General features: G+C 50.5%; 21 protein-coding genes and 2 pseudogenes. 16 read left to right on the top strand and 7 right to left on the bottom strand.

All coding sequences use genetic code 11. From position 1 onward, the window contains the following. Positions 1-52 precede the first annotated feature (52 nt). Together LG381_RS03705 and LG381_RS03700 are read right to left on the bottom strand one after the other, a co-directional pair. Entirely contained in the window at positions 53-841 is a 789-nt protein-coding gene (locus LG381_RS03705; RefSeq protein ID WP_000022286.1) for a DeoR/GlpR family DNA-binding transcription regulator, read from the bottom strand. Positions 842-880: 39 nt separating this feature from the next. Further along, positions 881-1,777, bottom strand: coding sequence for a sugar kinase (locus tag LG381_RS03700; protein WP_010348279.1), 897 nt, complete (start codon positions 1,775-1,777; stop codon positions 881-883). A 172-nt stretch (positions 1,778-1,949) separates the two neighbouring features. Here LG381_RS03700 and yihU point away from each other — a divergent pair, with 172 nt between their 5' ends. The 10 genes from yihU (at position 1,950) to fabY (ending at position 11,637) form a co-directional block, all read left to right on the top strand. Further along, the gene (yihU, locus tag LG381_RS03695; protein WP_225762045.1) at positions 1,950-2,828 is read left to right on the top strand and encodes a sulfolactaldehyde 3-reductase; all 879 of its coding nucleotides are present in this window, start codon (positions 1,950-1,952) and stop codon (positions 2,826-2,828) included. 24 nt (positions 2,829-2,852) lie between these two features. Then, entirely contained in the window at positions 2,853-3,740 is an 888-nt protein-coding gene (locus LG381_RS03690) for an aldolase (RefSeq protein ID WP_225762044.1), read from the top strand. Between the two features lie 32 nt (positions 3,741-3,772). Beyond that, positions 3,773-4,783, top strand: a complete 1,011-nt coding sequence (locus tag LG381_RS03685; RefSeq protein WP_000357967.1) for an alcohol dehydrogenase catalytic domain-containing protein — start codon at positions 3,773-3,775, stop codon at positions 4,781-4,783. A gap of 69 nt (positions 4,784-4,852) precedes the next feature. Beyond that, positions 4,853-6,286 carry an MFS transporter gene (locus LG381_RS03680; protein WP_000078434.1) on the top strand — a complete coding sequence of 478 codons (1,434 nt, stop codon included), beginning with the start codon at positions 4,853-4,855 and terminating at the stop codon, positions 6,284-6,286. Between the two features lie 98 nt (positions 6,287-6,384). Continuing rightward, positions 6,385-7,734, top strand: a complete 1,350-nt coding sequence (locus tag LG381_RS03675; RefSeq protein WP_001291199.1) for an MFS transporter — start codon at positions 6,385-6,387, stop codon at positions 7,732-7,734. Next, complete coding sequence (locus LG381_RS03670; protein WP_010348285.1) at positions 7,724-8,611, top strand: aldose 1-epimerase; 888 nt, start codon at positions 7,724-7,726, stop codon at positions 8,609-8,611. Before LG381_RS03675 ends, LG381_RS03670 begins: the two co-directional genes overlap by 11 nt. Before the next feature lie 140 nt (positions 8,612-8,751). Beyond that, positions 8,752-9,351 (top strand): glucose-1-phosphatase, encoded by a 600-nt coding sequence (gene yihX / locus LG381_RS03665; RefSeq protein WP_225762043.1) that lies wholly within the window; start codon positions 8,752-8,754, stop codon positions 9,349-9,351. Continuing rightward, positions 9,345-10,217 carry a virulence factor BrkB family protein gene (locus LG381_RS03660; protein WP_000920722.1) on the top strand — a complete coding sequence of 291 codons (873 nt, stop codon included), beginning with the start codon at positions 9,345-9,347 and terminating at the stop codon, positions 10,215-10,217. Before yihX ends, LG381_RS03660 begins: the two co-directional genes overlap by 7 nt. Next, on the top strand, positions 10,214-10,651 hold the full coding sequence (gene dtd, locus LG381_RS03655) for a D-aminoacyl-tRNA deacylase (RefSeq protein WP_000560983.1): 438 nt from the start codon (positions 10,214-10,216) through the stop codon (positions 10,649-10,651). The genes LG381_RS03660 and dtd overlap by 4 nt, the downstream gene beginning before the upstream one ends. 44 nt (positions 10,652-10,695) lie before the next feature. After that, on the top strand, positions 10,696-11,637 hold the full coding sequence (fabY, locus tag LG381_RS03650; protein ID WP_001297068.1) for a fatty acid biosynthesis protein FabY: 942 nt from the start codon (positions 10,696-10,698) through the stop codon (positions 11,635-11,637). Positions 11,638-11,699: 62 nt separating this feature from the next. Here fabY and LG381_RS03645 read toward each other — a convergent pair. Next, positions 11,700-12,059 (bottom strand): annotated as a pseudogene (locus LG381_RS03645) (alpha/beta hydrolase fold domain-containing protein); the annotation flags it as partial. Positions 12,060-12,094: 35 nt separating this feature from the next. Here LG381_RS03645 and LG381_RS03640 point away from each other — a divergent pair. The 3 genes from LG381_RS03640 to LG381_RS03630 all read left to right on the top strand — a co-directional run bounded on the left by LG381_RS03640 (position 12,095) and on the right by LG381_RS03630 (position 13,624). Beyond that, the gene (locus tag LG381_RS03640; protein WP_000192902.1) at positions 12,095-12,349 is read left to right on the top strand and encodes a helix-turn-helix domain-containing protein; all 255 of its coding nucleotides are present in this window, start codon (positions 12,095-12,097) and stop codon (positions 12,347-12,349) included. A gap of 358 nt (positions 12,350-12,707) precedes the next feature. Next, positions 12,708-12,986, top strand: coding sequence for a hypothetical protein (locus LG381_RS03635; protein ID WP_225762042.1), 279 nt, complete (start codon positions 12,708-12,710; stop codon positions 12,984-12,986). A gap of 419 nt (positions 12,987-13,405) precedes the next feature. Further along, positions 13,406-13,624, top strand: a complete 219-nt coding sequence (locus LG381_RS03630; RefSeq protein ID WP_001251288.1) for a CopG family transcriptional regulator — start codon at positions 13,406-13,408, stop codon at positions 13,622-13,624. Between the two features lie 215 nt (positions 13,625-13,839). Here the strand turns inward: LG381_RS03630 and fdhE are convergent, their stop codons facing one another. The 4 genes from fdhE to fdnG are packed head-to-tail and all read right to left on the bottom strand — an operon-like array spanning position 13,840 to position 19,363. Continuing rightward, positions 13,840-14,769: a formate dehydrogenase accessory protein FdhE gene (gene fdhE, locus LG381_RS03625; protein WP_000027708.1), complete on the bottom strand. Its 930-nt coding sequence runs from the start codon at positions 14,767-14,769 to the stop codon at positions 13,840-13,842. Next, on the bottom strand, positions 14,766-15,401 hold the full coding sequence (gene fdoI / locus LG381_RS03620; protein ID WP_000829031.1) for a formate dehydrogenase cytochrome b556 subunit: 636 nt from the start codon (positions 15,399-15,401) through the stop codon (positions 14,766-14,768). The genes fdhE and fdoI overlap by 4 nt, the downstream gene beginning before the upstream one ends. After that, on the bottom strand, positions 15,398-16,300 hold the full coding sequence (gene fdoH, locus LG381_RS03615; protein WP_000331377.1) for a formate dehydrogenase O subunit beta: 903 nt from the start codon (positions 16,298-16,300) through the stop codon (positions 15,398-15,400). Before fdoH ends, fdoI begins: the two co-directional genes overlap by 4 nt. Before the next feature lie 12 nt (positions 16,301-16,312). Then, on the bottom strand, positions 16,313-19,363 hold the full coding sequence (gene fdnG / locus LG381_RS03610; RefSeq protein WP_225762041.1) for a formate dehydrogenase-N subunit alpha: 3,051 nt from the start codon (positions 19,361-19,363) through the stop codon (positions 16,313-16,315). 193 nt (positions 19,364-19,556) lie between these two features. On the opposite strand from fdnG, the gene fdhD reads away from it, so the two are divergent. The 3 genes and pseudogenes from fdhD to LG381_RS03595 all read left to right on the top strand — a co-directional run bounded on the left by fdhD (position 19,557) and on the right by LG381_RS03595 (position 24,847). Further along, entirely contained in the window at positions 19,557-20,393 is an 837-nt protein-coding gene (fdhD, locus tag LG381_RS03605) for a formate dehydrogenase accessory sulfurtransferase FdhD (RefSeq protein WP_000753605.1), read from the top strand. A gap of 311 nt (positions 20,394-20,704) precedes the next feature. Then, positions 20,705-22,539, top strand: a pseudogene (locus tag LG381_RS03600) (ATP-binding protein). A 1-nt stretch (position 22,540) separates the two neighbouring features. After that, positions 22,541-24,847, top strand: a complete 2,307-nt coding sequence (locus LG381_RS03595) for a hypothetical protein (protein ID WP_225762040.1) — start codon at positions 22,541-22,543, stop codon at positions 24,845-24,847. Positions 24,848-24,939 lie beyond the last annotated feature (92 nt).

Below are 24,939 nucleotides of genomic sequence, written 5' to 3'. Positions count from 1 at the left end.
CCGGATGTGCTTAATCCGGCCAACGAAAACCGTATCAACCGAAGTTTCAATTTCAGGATACTTCTTGCTCAGCAACCACCAGTTCAACATTCTCTTCACTTAACAACTGGCAGAAAGAATTGGGAGGCGGGGCATCAGTAAAAAAAGCCCTGACATTCCGTGCATTGCCAATTGAAACGGCAGCAGACGCGGCAAACTTCGTATGATCGGCCACTAACAATGTATTCCGCGCATGTTTAATCATCGTTCTTGCGACTAACGCTTCATTGACATCAAATTCCAGTAGGGTGCCGTCATGTTCAATGGCACCTATACTGGTGATTAAATAATCTGCGCGGAAGCCTTCAATAAAATCCACGGCTCCTGGGCCGATAATCCCGCCGTTATGAGCGCGTAAAGTGCCTCCCGGCACCATCACTTCAATATCCTGATTCTTATAAAGAATCTGTGCCACACGTAGGCTGTTAGTGATAATGCGTAAATCACGACGGTTGAGTAATGCCCTGGCAACGGCTTCTACGGTTGTACCGATGGTGATAAAGACGGTACAGCGTTCGGGAAGGTAATCGGCGACTGCCTCAGCGATCGCCCGTTTCTCGGCGGTGAGCGAAAGTTCCCGTTGCTCAAAAGCGGTATTCATGACGCTGGAGACGCGCCCGGCCCCTCCATGATGACGGGTGATCAACCCCTGCTCACTGAGTTTTCGGATATCCCGGCGCACGGTTTGCGTTGAAACATCCAGCAGTTGTGCCAGTTCTTCAATATTCATATAACCGCGTTCTGCGATTAGATGAACGAGTTGGTCATGGCGTGGATTACCTGTCACTTCGATGATACTCATGAATACTCCCTTGCCCCTCCTCGGTAGATGTTTACCATTTTACGCATAAAGTGACAAAAATGATTCGGTTTGCTCACGATTAGGAATGCCGGCCCGACCGCCAGGCTGGGTACATTTCATCGCGGCAACCGCACTGGCAAAACGAATAGCCTCTTTTGTTGGCATTTTTTCTGCCAACGCTACCGCGAGTGCGCCGTGAAAAACATCGCCTGCTCCAGTGGTATCAACCACATTGACAGAAAATGCCTCCTGTTGACACAAATGATCATCTTCAATCCACAACGATCCTTCAGAACCCAGCGTAACATACACTTTACCTGCTGTTTGTGTCGTTGCCTGGAATAAACCTTCTTCAGGTGACTGCAGGCCAGTCATGCGTTTCAGCCCTGGTGTTGAGAACACGGCGTGATCGGCAAGCGCGACAAGTGGAGAAATATCCTGCGGTGTCATATCGGCGTCTAAAAGCGTTGTCACCCCCGCAAGGCGCGCTAGCGAGAATGCTTTTTCAGTACCGCTATGCCAGCGAACATCGGCCAGAATCAGATCATAACGAGAGAAATCGATCGCTTCTAACCATTCGGCATCAGTACCGAGATCGGGACTTGGATAATTAACGATAATCCGTTCGCCATGCTGATCAACGAGGATCGCTGATTGCGACGAACGGGCGTTAGGATATCGGCGGCAAAATGCGGTATTGACGCCCCAACCCTCAAGTTCTGCAAGTAAGGTATTTCCACAACTGTCATCGCCGACGCGACCGATGAAATCAACCTCCACGCCAAGCTTTGCGATTGCAACAGCGGCTGTTGCTGCCGGGCCGCCACCAATCTCAAGATAATGATTTGCCTGATATTTCCCGCCGCCATCCGGCAGAGTGAGCAAAGAATAAATCCTGTCCTGAACTGTGATACCCACGCATGCAATTTTGGTCATATTTGTCTTGTCCTGTTTAATTTTGTCGTCTTTGGTCAATTTAAATGACACAAATGATCAAATTAGTGATGCGTGTCGTGTTTTTGAACATAAATTACAAATATGCTCAAAAACAGACGAAAACGAATTTTTAATTGTCATTATTTTGTCAATGTCAGACAGGAGAGTATTCATGGCAACCATTGCATTTCTCGGGCTGGGGCAGATGGGTAGCCCAATGGCTAACAATCTATTGCAAAAAGGGCATTCATTGCAGGTATTTGATGTCAATGCACAGGCCGTCGATGCGCTAGTTACGCAGGGGGCCACTGCGGCACAAACCCCAGCGGAAGCGGCAGCAGGCGCTGAATTTATCATCACTATGCTTCCCAATGGTGACATTGTTCGACAGGTTCTGTTGGGGGAAAAAGGCGTCTGTGAGGCTGTTTCATCTGACGCGTTATTGATTGATATGTCGACTATTCATCCCTTACAGACCGATGCATTAATACGGGAATTACAAGAAAAAGGCATCAGTATGATGGACACCCCCGTGGGCAGAACGTCCGTGAATGCGATTGATGGCACATTGCTGATTTTAGCGGGTGGCACTGATGAGCAGATTGCGCGTGCACGCCCGATTCTCATGTGCATGGGTAATGAGCTGGTCGAGGCTGGCGGCCCAGGAATGGGGATCCGCGTGAAGCTAATTAACAACTATATGAGCATTGCGCTTAATGCGCTGTCCTCCGAGGCCGCTGTGTTATGTGAGTCACTGGGATTAAATCTTGATGTCGCAATTAAGGTGATGAGTGGTACGGCAGCAGGGAAAGGACATTTTACGACCACCTGGCCTGGCAAAGTGCTGAAAGGCGATCTTTCACCCGCCTTCATGGTGGATCTGGCGTTGAAAGATCTGCGTATTGCAGTTGACGTCGCTCGGGAGACGGGGGCACCGCTCAATATGGGGATTGCAGCAGAAAGTTATTACGCCGCAGCAAGTCAAGACGGCAAAGGGCGGCAGGACTGGAGCGCCCTGCTAAATCAGGTTCGCCAGCAGGCTGGTCTTTAATTTTATCTATTAACAGGAGTTTCTATGTCATCCCACTTCACCCCATTTACGCTGAAAGATATCTCCCGCCCAAGTGGTGGATTCGCCATGTTAGCTGTCGATCAGCGTGAGGCCATGCGCCTGATGTTTGCGGCGGCAGGGCAGCCCAAACCCATCGCCGACAGTGTACTCACCGATTTTAAAGTTGCCGCGACCCGAATCCTTTCTCCTTATGCTTCTGCCGTTCTGGCGGATAAACAATTTTGTCTTGAGCAAATAGTCGAGCAGGGCGCTGTTGCTAATTCTTGCGGCCTGATTGTCGCTGCCGATCTTTTTATCCCAGGTAATGGCATCCCGGTTGATAGCGTTGAAATAGATATGTCCGTCGACCCGCATAAAGCCCGTGAAATGGGGGCTAAGGCAATGAAATTACTTGTACTCTGGCGTGAAGATGAACCCGCAGAGGAACGTCTGGCAATGGTTGATAAATTTGTTCGTCGCTGCCGTAGTGCCGGACTGGTTAGCATTATTGAACCTGTGGTGCGTCCACCTCGTCGCGGTTGGGACTTTGATCGTGAAAGCGCCATTGCCGCCGCCGCCGCAGAGCTTGGTGGAACAGAGGCTGATCTTTACAAAGCCGAGATGCCATTAGGGGGCAAAGGCGATGAAAAAACCTTACTTGCCGCCTGTCAGCAACTTAACGATCAGATGAAGATGCCGTGGGTAATTCTTTCTTCTGGCGTTGATGCCGATATTTTTGGCCGTGCAGTAAGTATTGCCATGAAAGGTGGGGCGTCGGGCTTCCTGGCTGGACGAGCGGTTTGGGCGTCGGTTGTTGGTGCACAAGATCCACAAACCATGCTGCGCGATGTCTCCGTTCCACGCTTGCAACGGCTGGCTGAAATTGTCGATGAAGGTATCGCGCAACGCTAATCCCCTATGGATATCGATTCTGGAGAATAACAATGGATAAAATTACCCAGGTTTTATTTTCAGATATTGGGAAAGTCACCACTCAATATGTTGAAGTACCACACCAGGAACTTAAACCGCACGAAGTGCGGATTGCGCCTGTGTTCTATGGGATATGCGGTTCGGATCTGCATGTTCTGAAAGGCGGTCATCCGTTTGCCAAACCACCTGTCGTCCCCGGTCATGAAATTGCAGCGCGCGTTACGGAAGTTGGCAGCGACGTTAAAAATGTACAGCCGGGCGATCATGTTGTGGTCGATCCCATCATGGCTTGCATGGAATGCCGAGCCTGCAAAGCAGGACGTTTTAATCTTTGTGAACCACCGCAGGTTGCTGGTTTTCGCGCACCGGGCTTTGCTCGCTCACAACACATTGTTCCTGCGCGTAATTGCCATGTCGCACCAGCCTCTTTACCGCTAAAAGTGTTGGCCTTTGCCGAACCGGCGGCTTGTGCTCGTCACTGCGTTAACCGAATGCCGAAAGCTTCTCTGGAAAGCGTACTGGTGATTGGTGCCGGAACGATAGGCTTATCCATCGTGCAGGCACTGCGCATTATGGGGGCAGGTAAGATTACCGTGATTGAACCTGACGCTGCCAAACGCGCGCTGGCGTTAAAGCTGGGCGCAGCAGAAGTTTGGGCACCAGGTGAGCTGGCCGCAGATGTGCGATTTACGGGGGCGATTGATGTCGTTGCAGCGCAGGCCACGCTTAACGATGCATGTACCCGTGTATATGCCGGAGGCACCGTCGTGTGCATGGGCGTACCAAGTGGGCCGCGTGAAATACCATTACCGATGATGCAACGTTTCGAGCGTGACTTGCTCAACTCTGGCATGTACATCCCTGAAGATTTCGATGCTGTTATCGAATGGCTGGCGGATGGGCGGTTTGATACCAGTGAACTGGTTACCGATTTATTTGCCATTGAGGATGCAGCGGCGGCATTCGAACGCGCGCAGCAAAATGACTCCATAAAGGTCATGCTGCAATTTGCGCCGGAATGATTTTCTAAATCTCTGTCTGGCGCTGCGTCACGTCAGCGCCACCCTACAACAATTAAAAAGGACACTGCGATGAGTCAAATCACCAGTCCTGCAACTTATTCAATTAGTCGGCCACAGGACGTAATTGATATTGTTAATAAGAACTCTGCAATCAACACCAGTATCGGCGTTATTTTTATTGCTTTGGGCGGCATATTGATTGATGCCTACCAGGCGGCGATGGTGGGGTTTGGTAATAAATACATTGCCGCTCAATTCGGCATTTCGCCGGGTCTTGCTGCAACCGTCAATGCATCAGTATTAATCGCCGCGTTAATTGGCGGTTTATTAGCGAACCGAGTAATAAACCGCTTTGGGCAAAAGCGGGCATTTATTATTGGCATGGGGCTGTGCACCATCGGTGCTGCAGCGGTAGCTATTGCTCCCAGTATCTGGTGGGTGCTGGTGTGCCGCGTCATCATGGGCTTTGGTTTAGGCATCGACTTCCCTTTGGCAACCAATGCCGTGGCAGAGCTTCGTGGTTCAACGTCGAAGAAAACCGGAACGTCGGTCAACCTCTGGCAAATGGCCTGGTATGTTTCGACAACCGTTGTTTATTTGGTGCTTTTGCCGCTGCTTCTGTCGGGTATCGCTGAAGAACAATTGTGGCGTTACGGAATATTCATCGGAGCTATTTTTGCAGTCATCTTCATGATTTTGCGTTACTTCTTTATTGGTGAATCCGCAATGTGGGCCGCACGCGTCGGGCGTTACCAGGAAGCGTGCGACATTCTGGGAAAACGTTATGGTGTTCAGGCTCGCGTTGCGGCATCGGGTACAACAGAAGCGAAATTCTCGGAAAAAGCAGAGAATAAATACAGTGGTGGATATGGCATCTTATTTAATGATCGTTACCGCAAACGCACCATTCTTGGTTGTGTCGTGGCAACCATGCAGGCGTGGCAATATAACGCCGTAGGTGTTTATCTTCCTCTTACGTTGGCGGGAATAATAAGTGGCGGGCTTACTGGCGCGTTGACCGGTTCTGCCGTCGTGAATGCCCTTTGTGGGGTGACAGGCGGGATGATCGGCTCGTTTATTCTCCAACGACTGGGTACTCGCCGACAGTCGATGTATGGATTTGCTGTTGTGACCTTAGCATTGCTGTCGTTAGGCGCACTGGCAACGACTAATCCCTGGCTGTCTTTAGGGTTATTGGGATCAATTATTTTCTTCCATTCAGCGGGTCCTGGTGGGCTGGGCATGACCATTGCCACACTCTCTTATCCTCCCGCTATTCGCCCTACTGGGGTCGGATTTGCCCGCGCTATTATGCGCACAGGGGCAATTGCAGGACTCATTTTCTGGCCGATGCTGTGGGGTACGTTGAAAACTGAAGCGTTTTATTGGTTGGCAATTGTGCCATTCCTGGGGTTCCTGACCTGCGTATTGATTAATTGGGAACCTTTGGGAGCAAATGTTGATGCTGAGGATGCAGAGGTTCTGGCTGAATTGAAGAAATAAATTAATGCGCATCGGCTTAAACCGATGCGCATTAATTCAAACTGCCCACGTTTAGTGGTTCGTATCCCAGATTTCTCGCCTACCAGGAGAGGAAAATTATGTCTGAAAAGTTACCCGCACCGCGTGAAGGGCTTTCCGGTAAAGCCATGAGACGTGTCGTTATGGGCAGTTTCGCAGGCGCGTTAATGGAATGGTATGACTTCTTTATTTTTGGCACGGCAGCAGGACTGGTATTTGCACCGCTGTTTTATCCAGACAGCGATCCTTTTATAGGTCTTATAGCTTCCTTTGCGACCTTTGGTGTCGGTTTTCTGACTCGTCCTTTAGGTGGCATCGTCTTTGGTCATTTTGGCGATAAAATCGGGCGAAAAATAACACTTATCTGGACGCTGGCTATTGTCGGTTGCTCCACATTTTTGATTGGTTTTATTCCGACGTATCAGGAAATTGGTATTTGGGCACCGCTTGTATTAATGGTGCTGCGTTTGATTCAGGGCTTTGGTCTTGGTGGCGAGTACGGCGGAGCGGCATTGATGACCATAGAATCAGCGCCCGAATCCCGACGCGGATTTTTAGGTTCACTCCCGCAAACGGCTGCGTCTGTGGGTATTATGCTGGCAACCGGTATTTTTGCTCTCTGTAACCATTTTCTTACTTCGGAGCAGTTTCTCTCCTGGGGATGGCGCATTCCGTTTTGGCTTTCTGCGGTGATGTTGATCGTTGGGCTGTTTATCCGCCTGCATACCGAAGAAACGCTGGATTTTCAAAAGCAAAAAACGACGAATAATAAAGAAAAGTCCGTTCCTCCGTTGATTGAATTATTCAAAAAACATCCACGAAATATTTTATTGGCACTGGGTGCGAGGCTGGCGGAAAGTGTCTCCTCTAATATTATTAACGCCTTTGGTATTGTCTATATTTCCAGCCAATTAGCATTGTCGCGAGATATTCCCCTGACGGGTATGTTGATTGCCTCGGCGATCGGTATTTTCAGTTGTCCATTGGTTGGATGGTTATCAGATCGTATAGGTCAAAAAAGTCTGTATTTGTCGGGAGCAGGATTTTGTGTCCTGTTCGCGTTTCCTTTCTTCTTATTACTGGATAGCAAAAGTACGCTCATCATCTGGTGCAGTATGATCCTCGGCTACAACTTAGGTCCGACGATGATGTTTGCCGTGCAGCCAACACTTTTCACCCGCATGTTCGGTACCAAAGTACGATATACCGGCCTTTCTTTTGCTTATCAATTTTCCGCGATTCTTGGCGGACTAAGCCCCCTTATCGCCTCAAGTTTGCTGGCGCTAGGGGGAGGAAAACCGTGGTATGTCGCTCTGTTTTTATTTGCTGTCTCAGTTCTTTCCTTTGTTTGCGTCTGGCTGATTGAGCCGACCGATGAACAAGAAACCGCTTCTTACCGCTACATCAGGGAACAATCTCATGAAAACTGAACGAAAAAACGAGCATTACCTGGCGCTACAACAGGCGTTTGACGCGCCATGGCCTGGGCCTGTAGGAGAGTTAGTGACGCTGGAAAAAGGCAATATTCACCTGCAGATTTATCCGCATGATGGTGCCAGGATAACCTCGTTAAAGGCATTTGGTTCTGAAGTATTACGCCAATGGCAGCCGCAGCGCAGAGCTTTTCAGTATGGCTGTTTCCCAATGGTGCCGTGGGCAGGGCGACTGGGGAATGCGACGCTGAATGCTGGTGGGCAATGTTATTCTTTACCCGCCAATAAACCACCACATGCGTTGCATGGTATGGCTTGTTACTCAACGTGGGAAATCATCGACAAAACAATAGATTCCCTGACTTTACGTATGCCCCTGGCTTCACCGTGGCCCTGGCAAGGGGAAGTGATTCAGACTTTTTTGCTGGAGAACGATGCGCTGGTTTTGCAACTGGAAATCCATTCACATACCGATACATTCCCGGCCTCTGCAGGCTGGCATCCGTGGTTTGCGAAAAAGCTGACTCCGCAAAATACAGAATCGTTGCAGGTGCTTTTTGATGCGGACTGGCAAGAGGAAGCGGGTAGTGATGAACTGCCAACTGGAAATCGCATCTCTCCTCAAGCTGGTCCCTGGGATGACTGTTTTGGTTTTTATGACGGGGTGAAGGTTAAGTTACTGTGGCCTGGTAAACTCACGATGACCATGACCTCTTCTGCAAACAGTCTGGTGGTATTTGATAAACAGCCCGATGCCACCTGTGTTAATCCGCTTACTCAGGCACCTAACGCAATAAATCTAACGCCGGAATTGGTGACATCAGATAAGCCGCTGGTCATCGAAACTCGTTGGCAATTTACACCTGAATCTTAACCATTCATCTATTGCGAAAAAGCCAGTGAAATTACTCTGCTTTTTCGCAATCAGCATCACAAGATTACCCTTATTGCCACATAGCCAAACCCATCCTTTCCCGCTACAGTTAATTTCTTGTGGCGCGAAAGGAGGCAAAAATGCTCTATATCTTTGATTTAGGTAATGTGATTGTCGATATCGACTTTAACCGTGTGCTGGGAGCCTGGAGCGATTTAACGCGTATTCCGCTGGCATCTCTTAAGAAGAGTTTTCATATGGGGGAGGCGTTTCATCAGCATGAGCGTGGGGAAATTAGCGACGAAGCGTTCGCAGAGGCGCTGTGTCATGAGATGGCTCTACCGCTAAGCTACGAGCAGTTCTCCCACGGTTGGCAGGCAGTGTTTGTCGCGCTGCGCCCTGAAGTGATCGACATCATGCATAAACTGCGTGAACAGGGGCATCGCGTGGTGGTGCTTTCCAATACTAACCGCCTGCATACCACTTTCTGGCCGGAGGAATACCCGGAAATCCGCAACGCTGCCGACCATATCTATCTGTCGCAAGATTTAGGTATGCGCAAACCGGAAGCGCGAATTTACCAGCATGTTTTGCAGGCGGAAGGTTTTTCACCCAGCGATACCGTCTTTTTCGATGACAACGCCGATAATATAGAAGGGGCTAATCAGCTAGGCATTACCAGCATTCTGGTGAAAGATAAAACCACCATCCCGGACTATTTCGCGAAGGTGTTATGCTAAAAACCATCCATGAAAAAGCCAGGCATCGTACTCGTCCGCTATGGGCCTGGCTGAAACTACTCTGGCAACGCATTAATGAGGACAACATGACAACCCTGGCAGGTAACCTTGCCTATGTGTCGTTGCTCTCATTAGTGCCGCTGGTTGCCGTTGTTTTTGCGCTTTTCGCCGCTTTTCCCATGTTTTCCGACGTCAGCATTCAGTTGCGTCATTTTATTTTCGCCAACTTTCTACCTGCCACTGGCGATGTTATCCAGCAATATATCGAACAGTTTGTTGCCAATTCCAACAAGATGACCGCCGTCGGGGCATGTGGGCTGATCGTCACGGCATTATTGTTGATGTATTCCATCGATAGTGCACTCAACGCCATCTGGCGCAGTAAACGGGTGCGTCCCAAAATTTACTCGTTTGCTGTGTATTGGATGATTTTGACGCTGGGGCCGCTGCTGGCGGGAGCCAGTCTGGCGATTAGCTCCTATCTGCTCTCCCTGCGCTGGGCGAGCGAGCTCAATACCGTTATCGATAATGTGCTGCGTATTTTTCCGCTGCTGTTGTCGTGGATCTCCTTCTGGCTGCTGTACAGCGTTGTTCCCACCATTCGCGTACCTAACCGCGACGCGATTGTCGGCGCGTTTGTCGCCGCGCTCCTGTTCGAAGCAGGGAAGAAAGGTTTCGCGCTTTATATCACCATGTTCCCGTCATATCAGCTCATTTACGGCGTACTGGCAGTGATCCCCATTCTCTTTGTCTGGGTCTACTGGACATGGTGTATCGTCTTGCTTGGGGCGGAAATTACTGTCACTCTCGGGGAATACCGCAAACTAAAACAAGCTGCTGAACAAGAAGAAGACGACGAACCATGATTGCATTAATTCAACGCGTAACCCGTGCCAGCGTCACCGTGGAGGGAGAAGTGACGGGCGAAATTGGCGCGGGACTTTTGGTGTTATTGGGTGTCGAAAAGGATGACGACGAACAGAAAGCAAACCGTCTGTGCGAGCGTGTGCTCGGCTATCGCATCTTCAGCGATGCCGAAGGCAAGATGAATCTCAACGTGCAACAGGCGGGCGGTAGTGTGCTGGTGGTTTCCCAGTTTACTCTCGCCGCAGATACCGAACGGGGGATGCGCCCAAGTTTCTCCAAAGGCGCATCACCGGATCGCGCAGAGGCGCTATATGACTATTTCGTCGAACGCTGCCGTCAGCAAGAGATGAACACGCAAACAGGACGCTTCGCTGCGGATATGCAGGTATCGCTGGTCAATGATGGCCCCGTGACATTCTGGTTACAGGTATGAGCCAGCTTCCAGGGTTGTCACGGGAAACAAGAGAGAGTATCGCTATGTATCACCTTCGGGTTCCACAAACAGAAGAAGAATTAGAGCGTTACTATCAGTTTCGCTGGGAGATGTTGCGTAAACCCCTGCATCAACCGAAAGGTTCTGAACGCGACGCGTGGGATGCGATGGCGCATCACCAGATGGTCGTCGACGAGCAGGGTAATCTGGTGGCGGTAGGTCGGCTGTATATCAATGCCGATAACGAAGCCTCCATCCGTTTTATGGCCGTTCATCCCGACGTGCAGGACAAAGGGCTAGGGACGCTGATGGCGATGACCCTGGAGTCGGTCGCACGACAGGAAGGCGTTAAGCGCGTGACCTGTAGCGCCCGCGAAGACGCGGTGGAGTTTTTTGCCAAGCTGGGGTTTGTGAATCAGGGGGAGATCACCACGCCCACCACCACGCCTATTCGTCATTTTTTGATGATTAAACCCGTCGCTACTCTGGATGACATTTTGCATCGCGGCGACTGGTGCGCCCAGCTCCAGCAGGCGTGGTATGAACACATCCCATTAAGTGAAAAAATGGGCGTGCGCATTCAGCAATATACCGGGCAAAAATTTATCACCACCATGCCGGAAACCGGCAATCAGAATCCGCATCATACGCTGTTTGCCGGGAGTTTATTCTCGCTGGCAACGCTCACCGGTTGGGGGCTTATCTGGCTGATGCTGCGCGAACGCCATCTCGGCGGAACGATTATTCTGGCTGACGCGCATATTCGTTACAGCAAGCCGATTAGCGGTAAACCTCATGCGGTAGCCGACCTCGGTGCGTTAAGTGGCGATCTCGACCGTCTGGCGCGCGGGCGCAAAGCGCGAGTGCAAATGCAGGTTGAAATCTTTGGCGACGAGACGCCTGGTGCGGTGTTTGAAGGGACGTATATCGTTCTTCCCGCTAAGCCATTTGGCCCTTATGAAGAGGGCGGGAACGAAGAAGAGTAGGACGTTTTACTTCACTGAAAAGGTTTTCAATCTGAAAACCTTTTCAGTGCCCAGGTCCGGAGTTACCTTCCCGCTCTCCAGGCAACATCCCGTAGTGCCGATCGCGCAGCCTCGCTAATACCCCCTAACTGAAAAAATCCGTGGATAACCCCGAGGTAGCGTTGGCAGGTACATTGCACGCCTTGCTCTGTCATCCTCTGATACAGCGCCTCGCCTTCATCACAAAGCGGGTCATATTCTGCGGTAATTATATGAACTGGCGGCAAGCCATTAAAATCATCGCGCCAAAGAGGGCTGGCGTCAGGATGCTTGCGATCAATATCTGGCAGATTCATCTCAAAGCCACTCAGTAGAGTATCGCGTGTGATGATGTAATCGTGACCATTGCGTATGTAGCTTTCGAAATGCGCAGTCGCATCAAGCAGGATAACGCACTTTTGAGCGGTTGACTCACAGCATGACCCAGATGAATGAAATTCTTGAAGGAACGCGACAGCCTTCACGGACTTTTGAAATTGATGCTATGAAAATCAAAGAAATACGCCACGCTTCAGGGTTGTCACAATCTAAATTTGCCGATCTTATTTCCGTAAGCGTAGACACGTTGCGTAACTGGGAGCAGGGGCGGCGTTCACCGACCGGGCCTGCAAAGGCTTTGCTGCGAGCGATTGCCAATGATCCGCAACATGTGCTGCAAGCACTTAACCGTTAGAGGCATGGTTATGCCATACAGAAAGCACCAGCATTCAGAGCTCCTATGAAAGCGGCATAGTGCCGCCTGTTCAGGAGTTTTGCTATGACCCGTAATCGTGCTGAACGTCGCTATCATATGGCGCGATTAAAAAAAATCCGCCGTCGTTATTGCACAGCAGGCGATGGAAGCTTAAAAGCATCAGGTGTTTGCTTTCGTACTCCCTGTCTTTGTTCTTGTTGGATGTGTGGGCATCGACGCTATCATAATGGTCCCCGCGTATCGGAAATTCGTGCAAAAGCACGCTATGCGAATTAAGGGAAAATGATGAACTATTTTAAGGAAGCACATTTTTAGAACTCTTAACAGGAGACTAAAAATGTCCACATTTAATACGCGTAAAGATAGGGATCGTAATGGTAAACCGAAACCGCATAAGCATTCAGGGATCCCGACACTTACAGGCAAATGGCGTCATCCTTCAATGGATTGTTGGGTAAACTACAGTACACCGGGCGACCATGAATGGAAGCGCCTTTATACTACGCTTCGTCGTCGCGCCGATAATCGACGCCAATGCTATAGAGTGATGCGGGGGGATGATCCGGACGGAATCGTTTGGTTCCCGGACTGTTATCCGCAAATTTACTACTACTAGCAATCAAAGACCAGTTGGTGGCAGCACTGACTGGTCAGTTATGGATGGTAGATTTCACCTTAAACGTGGTGCGGTAAAGATACTGACTTTTTTCGGGTACACCATCCTGATGGAGCAAATGAAGACCCAATCAAAAAAATATTCTTGAATATAAAATATTTATCGCATCCATAATTCATCCTTATTATTTGTTGTTTCTTTTCTGTAGATGTGCCCCCGCTTAATTAAAAGTAATAAACCATCCTGGGCTATAACTAAACCATTTTTGAGTAACAATTGAAATAACTGCAACTGTTACATTATCTTTGGAAACCGCCTCGTAAAAACAAAACAACATGCAAAGATCAGCTTTCGTTAATTAATTTTTCGGCGTAGTTTTCGCACATACATTAATGAGAAATATATGTAAGGTGGTGAAAATGGCGATGAATACGGTTTTTCTTCATTTATCAGAAGAGGCAATTAAACGGCTGAATAAGCTCAGGGGCTGGCGTAAGGTTTCGCGATCTGCAATTTTGCGCGAAGCGATAGAGCAATATCTGGAGCGTCAGCAATTCCCGGTGCGTAAAGCAAAGGGTAGCAGGCAAAGGGGTGAGACAGTAGGTGTTGATGATCAGTGTAAGGATCATAAGGAATGACAAAATTTTTTTTATTCTTGAATATAAAAAACCAGATGCCCTTATTCTGGTATTAATACGAGGCTGTTTTACTTGAACTTATAATAACTGCAACTGTTACATCGTATCTGGGAAACGCCTCGCGAAATACGAGAGATTTTGCGGGAATAGCAGGTGTCGTCACACCCTATGAGCTGTAATCCGGGCGACCAGCGCCACCCGGAAAACGTCAGAGATTACTCCCCTTCACCCGGAAACAGGAACGGGTTAATGGAACTACGGGCGTAGCCCTCTTGCTCCATTCGCGCGTCCAGTACCAGAGAGGCGAGGTCATCTGCCACGGCTTCAACTTTCGGTTCTTTTTCCTGATAAAGAATCTTCAGGTAAGTGCCGCAGTCATCGCAGCTTTCGGCTTTAATCGCGGCCTGTTCGTCATCCAGCGACCAGTAATGCAGTTTGCCGCTCTGCTCGCAGTTGCTGCATTTTACGCGCACTACGTGCCATTCGGTTTCACACAGGTTGCAGTGCAGGTAACGCAGACCCTGAGTGGTGCCAATTTGCACCATGCTGGACACCGGCATAGAACCACAAACCGGGCAATATTGACGTTGCTCGCCGTATTCAGCGCGGGCTTTGCCGGGGATCAGATTGGCCATCTGCGCCCAGTAGAGCGACAGTGCAGCCCAGATAAACGGCGCTTTATCGCTGCTGACGGACGAGAAATCAGAGGCAAACAGTGCGCTGGCCATATCTTCCAGCTCCTGTGTTGATGCCTTCTCCAGATTCTCAATCACGGCCAGCGCCGGACCGCTCATTTCTGGTTTCAGCTCAGCAATCAGCGCCATCAGTAGCTTTTGCCAGTGCTTATCGCGCGGCAGGACGTGAATATCCAGCGGTGGCTTACCCTGTGCGCTGGCTTCTTTAATGCGCGCGGTCAGATCCATCTCCAGCGGATGGTCGTACAGCACCACTTCCTGGGCGTGGGCGATAAGCGCAGCAAAGCGCAGGTAATCACCCAGCGGATTATTTTCTGCCAGCTCGCGCAGACGCTCGGCGCGGCGGTTGTATAAATTCTTGAGCCGAGGGAACAATAACGGCGGAATCATATCCGCCGTACGTTTCTCGCTCGAACCCAGCTCATCTTGCGGGATTATGCGAATACTCATTCAGCTTTCTTTTCCGTTGTCTTGCGGACTTCACGATACCAGCGTGGATGGTGTTTCTTCGCCCATGCGCTGGTAACCCATCCTTCCACCATGGCGGTAATCGTGCCTTTCACCCAAAGGGCGGCGTAGATATGCACCATGATAACCACAATTAACGCTACTGCGGCAAATGAATGCAGCATTAACGCGAATCGGATCACCGGGATTGAGAAAGCAGGCGCAAAATAAGGACGCCAGATAATCACACCGCTCACCAGCAGCAGAACCAGGAAAATAATCGCTGCCCAGAAAACGCATTTCTGACCGAAGTTATAACGCCCGGTGTCACCTACTTCCTCGTTGACGACGATCTTACGAATATTCTTCGCCCAAAAGATATCATCCCGATTGATTAGGTTGTGATGCCAGTAACGGAAAAACATGATGATGAACGAGGCAAACATAACCACGCCGACAAACGGGTGCAGAATTCGCGCCAGCTGCGGTGTGCCCATGATTTGCATCAACCAGTTGAAGGACGGGAACAAAAAGCCCAGCCCACTCACCGCCGCCAGGATGAAACAGAAGGCGGTTACCCAGTGGTTGATACGTTCCGGCGCGGTGTAGCGCACGATGGTGTCACGTCGTTTCATTTGCGCTCCTCGTCTTTCTCTTCGTGCAGATTGTTCTCTTCCTCATCCGCACGGTTCGGACCGACACCCACGTAGTGGAAGATACTGGCTGCGAAGGTAGCCGCAAAGCCAACAGCTGCGAGCGGTTTCCAGATGCCTTTCCAGAATTTCACGGTTTCGCTGATTTCCGGGTTCTCCGGCAAGCCATGATACAGGTTCGGCTTGTCAGCATGGTGCAGCACGTACATCACGTGTGTACCACCGACGCCAGCCGGATCGTACAGACCCGCATTGTCGTAACCACGGGTTTTCAGCTCCGCCACGCGCTCGCTCGCTAGCGTTTTCATCGACTCTTTCGTACCGAAGTGAATCGCGCCCGTCGGGCAGGTCTTCACACAGGCCGGTTCTTGCCCAACCACCACGCGGTCAACGCACAGCGTACATTTGTAGACGCGGTTGTCTTCCGGGTTAAGACGCGGAATATCGAACGGACAGCCCGCAATGCAATAACCGCAGCCAATGCACTGCTCGGACTGGAAGTCGACGATACCGTTGGCATACTGAATAATTGCCCCTTCCGCCGGGCACGCTTTCAGGCAGCCAGGGTCGGAACAGTGCATACAGCCGTCTTTGCGGATCAGCCATTCCAGTTTGTCGTTCTGCTCCACTTCCGAGAAGCGCATCACCGTCCACGATTTGGCGCTTAAATCATTGGGGTTGTCGTACACCCCAATGTTATTGCCGACGGTATCACGAATGTCGTTCCACTCTGAACACGCCACCTGACAGGCTTTACAGCCGATACAGGTGGTGACGTCGATGAGTTTCGCCACTTCTTCCTGGAAGTCCCGCGCCTGAGGCGCGGGGGTCAGACCGTTAGTCGCGGAACGACGAATGATATCTTGAGATTGATAAGCCATATGTCGTCTCCGTTACACCTTTTCCACATTCACAAGGAAGGACTTAAACTCCGGCGTCTGCGTGTTCGCATCACCAACGAATGGCGTTAACGTATTGGCAATAAAGCCTTTTTTAGCTACGCCTTCATAGCCCCAGTGAATCGGAATACCGATGGTATCGATATCTTTGCCGTTCGCTTTCAGCGTGCGAATACGTTTGGTCACCACCGCTTTGGCTTTGATATAGCCACGGTTAGAGGAGACTTTCACGGTATCGCCCTGAGTAATGCCAAGTTTATTCGCCAGCGACTCACCGATTTCCACAAACTGCTCTGGTTGCAAAATCGCGTTCAACAGCGCGTGTTTGGTCCAGTAGTGGAAGTGCTCGGTCAGACGATAGGTGGTTCCGACATACGGGAACTTATCGGCTTTACCCAATGCTTCGGCGTCGTCTTTAAAGATACGCGCAGCCGGGTTCGAGATAACGTTTGGATGCAGTGGGTTAGTTCCCAGCGGCGTTTCAAACGGCTCGTAGTGTTCCGGGAACGGGCCTTCCGCCATCTTATCGAGGGCAAACAGACGCCCCATGCCTTCCTGCTGCATGATAAACGGCCCGACGCCGCTGCCCGGAGGCGCTGCGCTGTAGTCCGGAATATCCCAGCCGGTCCACTTAGTGCCGTCCCATTTCAGCAACTGACGCTTCGGATCCCACGGGTTACCCTGCGGGTCTGCGGAGGCGCGGTTATACAGGATGCGGCGGTTAAGCGGCCATGCCCATGCCCAGCCCAGCGTGTTACCGAGGCCAGACGGATCGGCGTTATCACGGCGTGCCATCTGGTTGCCTTCCGGCGTCCAGCTACCGGCGAAAATCCAGCAGCCACAGGAAGTCGTACCGTCATCGCGCAGTTGGGCGAACGAGCTAAGTTGTTGGCCTTTCTTGACGATAACCGCACCGGTTGCCGGATCGGTAATATCGGCCAGCGCCTTACCGTTGCTCTCCATCGCTACTTCTTCCGACTTCGGCTCATGCGGAATGGCGTAGTTCCAGGTCATGTTCAGCACCTGGTCCGGGTTCGCGCCACCCTGTTCGGCATACATCTTGCGCAAGCGCAGGAAGATACCGGAGAGGATCTCGCCATCAGTCAGCGCAATCCCTGGGGCGTCCGCACCTTTCCAGTGCCACTGCAACCAGCGACCGGAGTTAACGATTGAACCGTTCTCTTCCGCGAAGCAGGTCGATGGCAGACGGAACACTTCGGTCTGGATCTCCGACGAGTCAACTTCGTTAAGCTCACCGTGGTTCTGCCAGAAGTTAGAGGTTTCAGTGTTCAGCGGGTCGATGGTGACGAGGAACTTCAGTTTTGACAGACAGCCGATCACTTTGTTTTTGTTCGGGAATGAGGCAACAGGGTTAAAGCCCTGGCAGATATAGCCATTGACCTTGCCCTCTTTCATCATCTCGAAGTATTGCAGGACGTCGTAGCCTTTATCCCACTTCGGCAACCAGTCAAAGCCCCAGCTATTTTCCGCCGTCGCTTTATCACCAAAGAAGGCCTTCATCATTGAGACGAAGAATTTCGGGTAGTTGCCCCAGTAGTTGACCTGGCCTTCCAGCAGCGGTTTCGGCGTGTTGGCGGTAAGGTAGGTTTGCAGATCGGTCTGCTTCTCACTTGGCAGCGTCATGTAACCCGGCAGGCTTTGCGACAGCAGCCCCAGATCCGTCAGCCCCTGAATGTTGGAGTGACCGCGCAGGGCGTTAACGCCGCCGCCAGCCATCCCCATATTACCGAGCAGCAACTGGATCATCGCCATGGTACGAATGTTTTGCGCACCAACGGAGTGTTGCGTCCAGCCGAGGGCATAAAGGAACGAGGCAGTTTTATCGTGAGCACTGGTTTCTGCGATGTATTCGCAGACTTTCAGGAACGCGTCTTTTGGCGTACCACAGATGTTTTCAACCACATCTGGCGTATAACGGGAAACGTGCTGTTTCAGCAAGTTCCACACGCAGCGCGGATGTTGCAACGTGGTATCGCGTTTGGCAAAGCCGTTTTCGTCCAGTTCGTAAGTCCAGGAAGATTTATCGTACTTACGTTTTTCCGCGTCGTAGCCGGTGAACAGGCCATCTTCAAAGCCGTAATCCTCACGCACGATCAGGCTGGCGTTGGTATAGGCTTCGGTGTATTCGCGGTTGAATTTTTCATTGTTCAGCAGGTACAGCAAAACGCCTGACAGGAAAGCAATGTCAGTACCGGAACGAATTGGGGCATAGTAGTCAGCCACCGCCGCCGTGCGCGTAAAGCGAGGATCAATCACAATTAGCTTCGCGCCGTTGTGAATTTTGGCTTCCATCGCCCAGCGGAATCCTACCGGGTGAGCTTCAGCGGCGTTACCGCCCATCACCACGACAAGGTTGGCGTTCTTGATGTCGACCCAGTGGTTGGTCATCGCACCGCGACCAAATGTTGGAGCAAGACTTGCTACCGTTGGTCCGTGTCAGACACGCGCCTGGTTGTCGACCGCGAGCATACCCAGCGCGCGGGAGAATTTTTGTGTTAAATAGCCGGTTTCGTTGCTCGACGCGGAAGCACACAACATTCCGGTGGAGAGCCAGCGGTTAACGGTCACGCCTTCGGCGTTTTGCGCAATGTAGTTCGCATCGCGGTCTTCTTTCATCAGTTTGGCGATGCGATCAAACGCTTCTTCCCAACTGATTTGCTGCCATTTATCAGAACCAGGCGCACGATATTCCGGGAACTTCAGACGGCTTTCGGAGTGGATAAAATCCACCAGGCCAGCGCCTTTCGGACAAAGTGCACCACGGTTGACCGGGTGATCCGGATCGCCTTCGATATGGAAGATAGATGCTTTGGCGTTTTTTGCTCCGTCACCGAGGCTGTACATCAACAGCCCACAGCCTACGGAACAATAGGTGCAGGTATTACGGGTTTCGCGGGTGCGCAGCAGTTTATACTGCCGGGTTTCCGCGAGTGCTACGCTGGGTGCAAAACCCAGTGCCGCTGCCGTGGTGCCTGCCATACCGCCAGCGCAGATCTTAAAGAACTGCCTTCTGCTGACCTGCATGGATTGCTCCTTGTTTCGACATTGTCACGTCCCATTTACATTCGCTTGCTGCGTGTGCAGGGAGTGGGAGTTATTTTTCTTTGCGGAAGGGGCCGCAAAGGTCCAGAATTGGCTCAATTTCCCTCCATCCAGGAAGGGTTTGTAACAGAATACCATAATCTTGGTGTGTGTGTTCTTATCTGGTTAAGAGAAAGTGAAAAAAACACAGCAAAAAGAAATCAAAAATGTGACAAATATCACGGGAATGCGACAAATTGAGTTATGGCAGCGTGATGATTTACAACGTTCCCGGCTTGATGAAGTCGCGGAAGAAGTTCCCGTTGCGTTGGTCTACAACGGCATTTCGCACGTAGTGATGATGGCATCGCCCAAAGACCTTGAACTGTTTGCGCTCGGTTTTTCGCTTTCAGAAGGAATTATCGAAAGTCCGCGCGATATATTCGGCATGGATGTTGTTCCCTCGTGTAATGGTCTGGAAGTGCAAATTGAGCTTTCCAGCCGTCGCTTTATGGGGTTGAAAGAGCGTCGTCGGGCACTGGCGGGGCGCACGGGCTGTGGCGTATGTGGCGTGGAGCAACTTAACGACATCGGTAAGCCAGTGCAGCCGTTGCCGTTCACCCAAACGTTTGATCTCAACAAACTGGATGATGCATTACGCCATCTCAATGATTTCCAGCCAGTGGGGCAACTGACCGGCTGTACTCACGTCGCCGCCTGGATGTTGCCGTCTGGCGAACTGGCTGGCGGACATGAAGATGTGGGCCGCCATGTGGCGCTGGATAAATTGTTAGGTCGGCGGGCGCAAGAAGGTGAACGTTGGCAGCAGGGTGCGGTGTTGGTTTCCAGCCGTGCCAGCTATGAAATGGTGCAAAAATCAGCGATGTGCGGGGTAGAAATTCTGTTTGCTGTGTCTGCCGCGACAACGCTTGCCGTAGAGGTCGCCGAGCGATGTAACCTGACGCTGGTAGGTTTTTGTAAGCCGGGACGGGCGACGATTTATACTCATCCGCAACGATTGATTCATAATTAAAGAAGTACCGCAATTCTGATTCTGGATTGCGGTTTTATTTTTTTATTAAATAATGCTGAATATGTTATTCAGCATTTAAATAATAATTTCACCACAAGAAATTATCTCGTTAACTCCGGTTTATATCGATATACTCCAGTCGCATTAATCCTTTAAGAATTAATCATTATTTATATAAGACATTTTGTTTTAATCATCGCGTCAATAAATAAATGTTTCCGATGAGTGAATGAAAATAACAAACCTTGCACCGGTTGTAAAAAACAGCAATGTATTTTCAATAGTGGGTGATGGATTATGAGTATTGAAAAATGAGTACATTACAGTTACCTGGCAGTTCATATTCTACCGAAGTTAATTTAAACGGCTTAATTGAGGTGCTCAGTAAGCATCTTTACTCCACCCCCGTGGTCGCCGTGCGGGAGCTGGTGCAGAACGGGCACGATGCGATCGTGCGTCGCAGGATTGAGCAACCCGATGCACCAAAGGATAACTCTATTCGTGTAGTGGCGGACGTGGCGAAATCCACCATCACCATTAGCGATACCGGTGCGGGTCTGACAGAAAGCGAAATTCACGGCTTCCTGGCTACAGTGGGCGTGGGTTATACCCGAATGCTGCGCCAGCAGGATGACAATACCGGTTTAATTGGTATGTTCGGCCTCGGTTTTTTGTCGGCATTTGTACTGGCAAAAGAAGTGACGGTACTGACCTCCTCGTGGCAAACGCCAGATCAGAGCTGGAAATACCACTCTACCGACGGGCAAAAATATACCGTTACGCCGCATCAGTCCTCGGAGCCGGGGACGCAGGTGATTCTGACGCTCAAAGAAGAGTACAGCCATCTGGCGAGTAACAATTTGCTGAACCGCGTCCTTTCCCGCTACTGCATATTGCTGCACGAACCGGTCTATGTGGGGGACGCCAGCGAGCCAGTGAACAAACTCCAGCCGCCGTGGCGTGAAGAAACGCCAGATGGCGTAACGATGCACCGCGCGCTGGTACAGCGGAAAAATCTCGCCTTTGCCGCCCAGTTTGAATCTTCTTTTGAACCTATTTGCACCATTCCGGTGGTGCCAGCGGGAATGAGCGATGCGGTCGGGATTTTATGGATTCAGGATGGCGCAACTTACGGCACCAGCGATAACCGCAACCTGTCGCTGTTTTTGCGCGGCATGTTACTCGATGACGAAGCGCGTGAGCTGTTACCGCCCTGGGCCGGTTTTATCGGCGGTGTGATTGAGTCATCGAAACTGACGCCGACGGCGAGCCGGGAAGATCTCCAGCGCGACGAAACCTGGGTCGCGGTGCAGGAGGCGTTAAAAGAGGCGCTGATTTCTGGTTTGTCCGATCTCGCACAAAATCAGCCAGAAATCTGGCGACGGGTATTAATGCGCCATAACGAAGCGTTGCTTGGCGCGGCGTTGTGCGATGACCGTCTGTTTGATTTGCTCAAAGACCGTTTGCAGGTGCCTACCTCAAAAGGTGCGCTGCTGGCAAAAGATTTACGCATTAATAACAGCATTCATATTCTGTTAAGCCGCGATGGCGGTTTTGAAGAGATGTTGTTCCACATTCTGCAACGACCCGTTGCGCGTGGCGATCGCTATGCCGTGGTGCCATTTTTACGCCGCTGGGCGCTGTTATATCACTGCCGGATTATTGAAGTCGGTACACAAACGGGTAATGAACAGTTGTTCAGCCTTGCGGAATTACCCGAAGAGCAGATTGCTTATCTGGAAGAGCATCTTTGCGACGGCGAGCAATTAATTATCTCCCGCTTCGAACCCGCCGTTTTACCGCTCGTGGTTACGCCAGATCGCGAAGCGGAATTAAAAAAATTCTCGAACAGGATGACGCGGATAAACGTATTAGCACCGCAGCGTTAATGCTGGCGCGGCAATTCACCTCGCAAATCCAAAAGACCAAAACGTCAAGTCTGTATATCAATCTCAATAACCCCTGCATTATGCAACTGGTGACGGCATTACAACATCAGCAACAGCCAGCGGCGGCATTACGGTTATTAAAATCGCTGAAAGTGATTTTGTGCTCCAGCGGCAATAAAGAACAACAATGGGATTTACACCAGGCGCTGGAAGATTTTACTCAGGTTATTCCTGTCTTAATTAATCAAGGAAAATAAAATGGATACATGGGAGTGGTACAACAAATATAGCCAGGAGTTGCGTGATGCCGGGCAGGAGTATATTCCGCAGATAATTGATGATTTTTCTGAAGGTGTTTTACATCTGCAAATGGAAAAGTGCGATTCGTTATTACCGGAAATGAAAGCACTGAATCAAGTGGCCAAAAATCCGTGGCTGGAAATATTTATCGGGCACTGGGAGATGCGCCATCGTCTGACTAACTACGAAGAAGGCGAAAAAGTACTGCCAGACGTAGTGGCGCTGTTTGAAAAAGCGCACCGGGAAGAGGCAAAAGATTGCCCGCAATCTATCTGTGTCACGCAGGATTTATCCGCCTGCTACGAGAATATAGATGCCCCTGGCTGGGCCAATGAACGTATGGCGGTATGTGAAGAAACCATCGCGCGCATTGATCCGACCTGGAGCTGCTTTATGTGTTTATCCTGCGAATATGCCAGTGCGCTGATGGATTCCAACAGAACAGAAGAGGCGTTGGCTTATATCGACAGGCAAATCGACGCGGTAAAAGCATCGGGGAGTGAATATTTAGAAGCACTGCTGGCAACCCGTGCCGATATTTTGGTTGCCCTTCAGCGTTACGATGAAGCGCGAGAAGTGATTGATGAACTGGCAAAAGAAAATGATTATTGGGGACGCGACCGCATCAATTATCAACTCAAAAAACTGTACATCATGGCGTTATGCGGGCAGGACAAAGAAGTCTGGGAGGAATTGCCGCGTTGGTCAGATCTGACTCCCTATTCATGGGGACCATGGCTGAAGATTATTACTGAATTACTTCCCCGCAATCCACAAAGAAACCACTGGCAACTGGCGCGAATCATTCAAAAAATGCTGGAGCACCGTTCACAGGCCGGGGCGCACCGCAAAGTGGTTGATCTGGCGAAACTGCAAATTACCCTGGCGCTGGAGCGAGAATCTGTCTGGGTTGCCAAAATGGCGATGAAACTGGCTCAGCGGCACATACCGAAATTACGCGCGTTGCTGGGCGTTGATCGCGAGTTTCTTGAACTTAGTGAAAAAATCGTCGCTAAAGAGGTGGAACTGCTTGCTCGACCGGTGGTAGAAATACCTGAAAACAGTGATGAAGAAACGCAGCCCGATCCGGAAAAAGACGTCGAAATATTCCGCCGCGCTTACCTGAACACGCCAGATGATACGGAATTGCTGGGCAAGCTGGTCAATGCGTTAAACGCCTGCAATGCGATTGATGAATCGATTGAACTCCTGCAACGCTACGTTGAAAGCCACATCCAGGAAGATAACAATCTCTGCTTTGATCTGCTGGATCTCCTGCTTAACCGTGGCGATCAGCAAGCGATCGAACACCTGGCGAAGCAGTATGAACAGGCGGAGTTACTACATATGGCGTTGTGGTTCCGTGCGCGGGTGATCAACCAACAGGAAGACTGGGGCGAACTGGAGTCGATTGGTCAACAGTTGCTGCAACACGAAAAAGGGCGCGAGTGGGTCGGCGTTTATCGCATGTGCTCCTGGGCAGCACAAAAACAGGAAGCCTGGGATCGGCAGCTGGACTATTTACAGCAATTGCAGCAACTTATGATTAGTCGTGAAGAAGATATTCGTAATATCCAGTGGGATATCATGGCGACCGCCAGCATCTTACAACAATGGGATTTGGTGCGAACTATCGCCGCAGAACTGGAAATCGAACTCACGGAAGGCGAAGGTTTTATCGACGAAAAATGGGGACTACTGAATATCCGTTTCCGGGAAAACTTCGAATACCGCTATTACTATGCCCAGCGGATTGGACCGGTAACGGCAAGGATCATTGAACCAACCTACCGGACAGATTACCCACAACATGTTGATGAAGTTGTGGTATTCGATGCGGAAATGTTGAATACCCGGCCTGAAGATGAGGAAGAGCAGAAGAATTTCACGCCGCTTTATGCCTGCCTGAAAACCATTATTCCGACTGAGTACGGCGAGTCCTGGTTCTGCGAAGGCGTTATGCCTGGTGAAGAACAGTTTAATGCCTTCCGTGAGGCGCTACGTGAACGAAACTGGTACTACTGGAGCAACAGTAACGATGACTATACGTTAACGGACAGTCATCAGGGAGAAGATGCAGAGCCACTGCCCGCGTTCTACTTTGTTATCAGCGCGCCGCGTTCGGTTGCTAAAGCTAATATTGATAAAACGCTAAGTGAGTTGACCGCAGACTGGGAACATCCGTTGTGCTGGTGGCGTCTTGCCAAAGAAGCCGGAGCGAACGAAGAAAAACATGCTGCTATTTCTGAACGTTATGGGATGTAATGCAGGTTTAAATAACGAGGGGCAGAAACTTTCCTCTCGCAACGGTTGAGCTGTTAATTGAATAAGTCCGGTAATTTATCAATGAAATTACC

It is taken from the genome of Escherichia sp. Marseille-Q3837, from assembly GCF_916618735.1.
Taxonomy (GTDB): domain Bacteria; phylum Pseudomonadota; class Gammaproteobacteria; order Enterobacterales; family Enterobacteriaceae; genus Escherichia; species Escherichia ruysiae.
Note: the sequence above shows the minus strand (reverse complement) of the source record. Positions and strands in the feature narration are given on the sequence as shown.

Bases quoted from the DNA above. Each gene is read 5' to 3' on its own strand.
- LG381_RS03705 (WP_000022286.1), bottom strand. From the start codon at position 841: ATGAGTATCATCGAAGTGACAGGTAATCCACGCCATGACCAACTCGTT.
- LG381_RS03700 (WP_010348279.1), bottom strand. From the start codon at position 1,777: ATGACCAAAATTGCATGCGTGGGTATCACAGTTCAGGACAGGATTTAT.
- yihU (WP_225762045.1), top strand. From the start codon at position 1,950: ATGGCAACCATTGCATTTCTCGGGCTGGGGCAGATGGGTAGCCCAATG.
- LG381_RS03690 (WP_225762044.1), top strand. From the start codon at position 2,853: ATGTCATCCCACTTCACCCCATTTACGCTGAAAGATATCTCCCGCCCA.
- LG381_RS03685 (WP_000357967.1), top strand. From the start codon at position 3,773: ATGGATAAAATTACCCAGGTTTTATTTTCAGATATTGGGAAAGTCACC.
- LG381_RS03680 (WP_000078434.1), top strand. From the start codon at position 4,853: ATGAGTCAAATCACCAGTCCTGCAACTTATTCAATTAGTCGGCCACAG.
- LG381_RS03675 (WP_001291199.1), top strand. From the start codon at position 6,385: ATGTCTGAAAAGTTACCCGCACCGCGTGAAGGGCTTTCCGGTAAAGCC.
- LG381_RS03670 (WP_010348285.1), top strand. From the start codon at position 7,724: ATGAAAACTGAACGAAAAAACGAGCATTACCTGGCGCTACAACAGGCG.
- yihX (WP_225762043.1), top strand. From the start codon at position 8,752: ATGCTCTATATCTTTGATTTAGGTAATGTGATTGTCGATATCGACTTT.
- LG381_RS03660 (WP_000920722.1), top strand. From the start codon at position 9,345: ATGCTAAAAACCATCCATGAAAAAGCCAGGCATCGTACTCGTCCGCTA.
- dtd (WP_000560983.1), top strand. From the start codon at position 10,214: ATGATTGCATTAATTCAACGCGTAACCCGTGCCAGCGTCACCGTGGAG.
- fabY (WP_001297068.1), top strand. From the start codon at position 10,696: ATGTATCACCTTCGGGTTCCACAAACAGAAGAAGAATTAGAGCGTTAC.
- LG381_RS03640 (WP_000192902.1), top strand. From the start codon at position 12,095: ATGACCCAGATGAATGAAATTCTTGAAGGAACGCGACAGCCTTCACGG.
- LG381_RS03635 (WP_225762042.1), top strand. From the start codon at position 12,708: ATGTCCACATTTAATACGCGTAAAGATAGGGATCGTAATGGTAAACCG.
- LG381_RS03630 (WP_001251288.1), top strand. From the start codon at position 13,406: ATGGCGATGAATACGGTTTTTCTTCATTTATCAGAAGAGGCAATTAAA.
- fdhE (WP_000027708.1), bottom strand. From the start codon at position 14,769: ATGAGTATTCGCATAATCCCGCAAGATGAGCTGGGTTCGAGCGAGAAA.
- fdoI (WP_000829031.1), bottom strand. From the start codon at position 15,401: ATGAAACGACGTGACACCATCGTGCGCTACACCGCGCCGGAACGTATC.
- fdoH (WP_000331377.1), bottom strand. From the start codon at position 16,300: ATGGCTTATCAATCTCAAGATATCATTCGTCGTTCCGCGACTAACGGT.
- LG381_RS03595 (WP_225762040.1), top strand. From the start codon at position 22,541: ATGGATACATGGGAGTGGTACAACAAATATAGCCAGGAGTTGCGTGAT.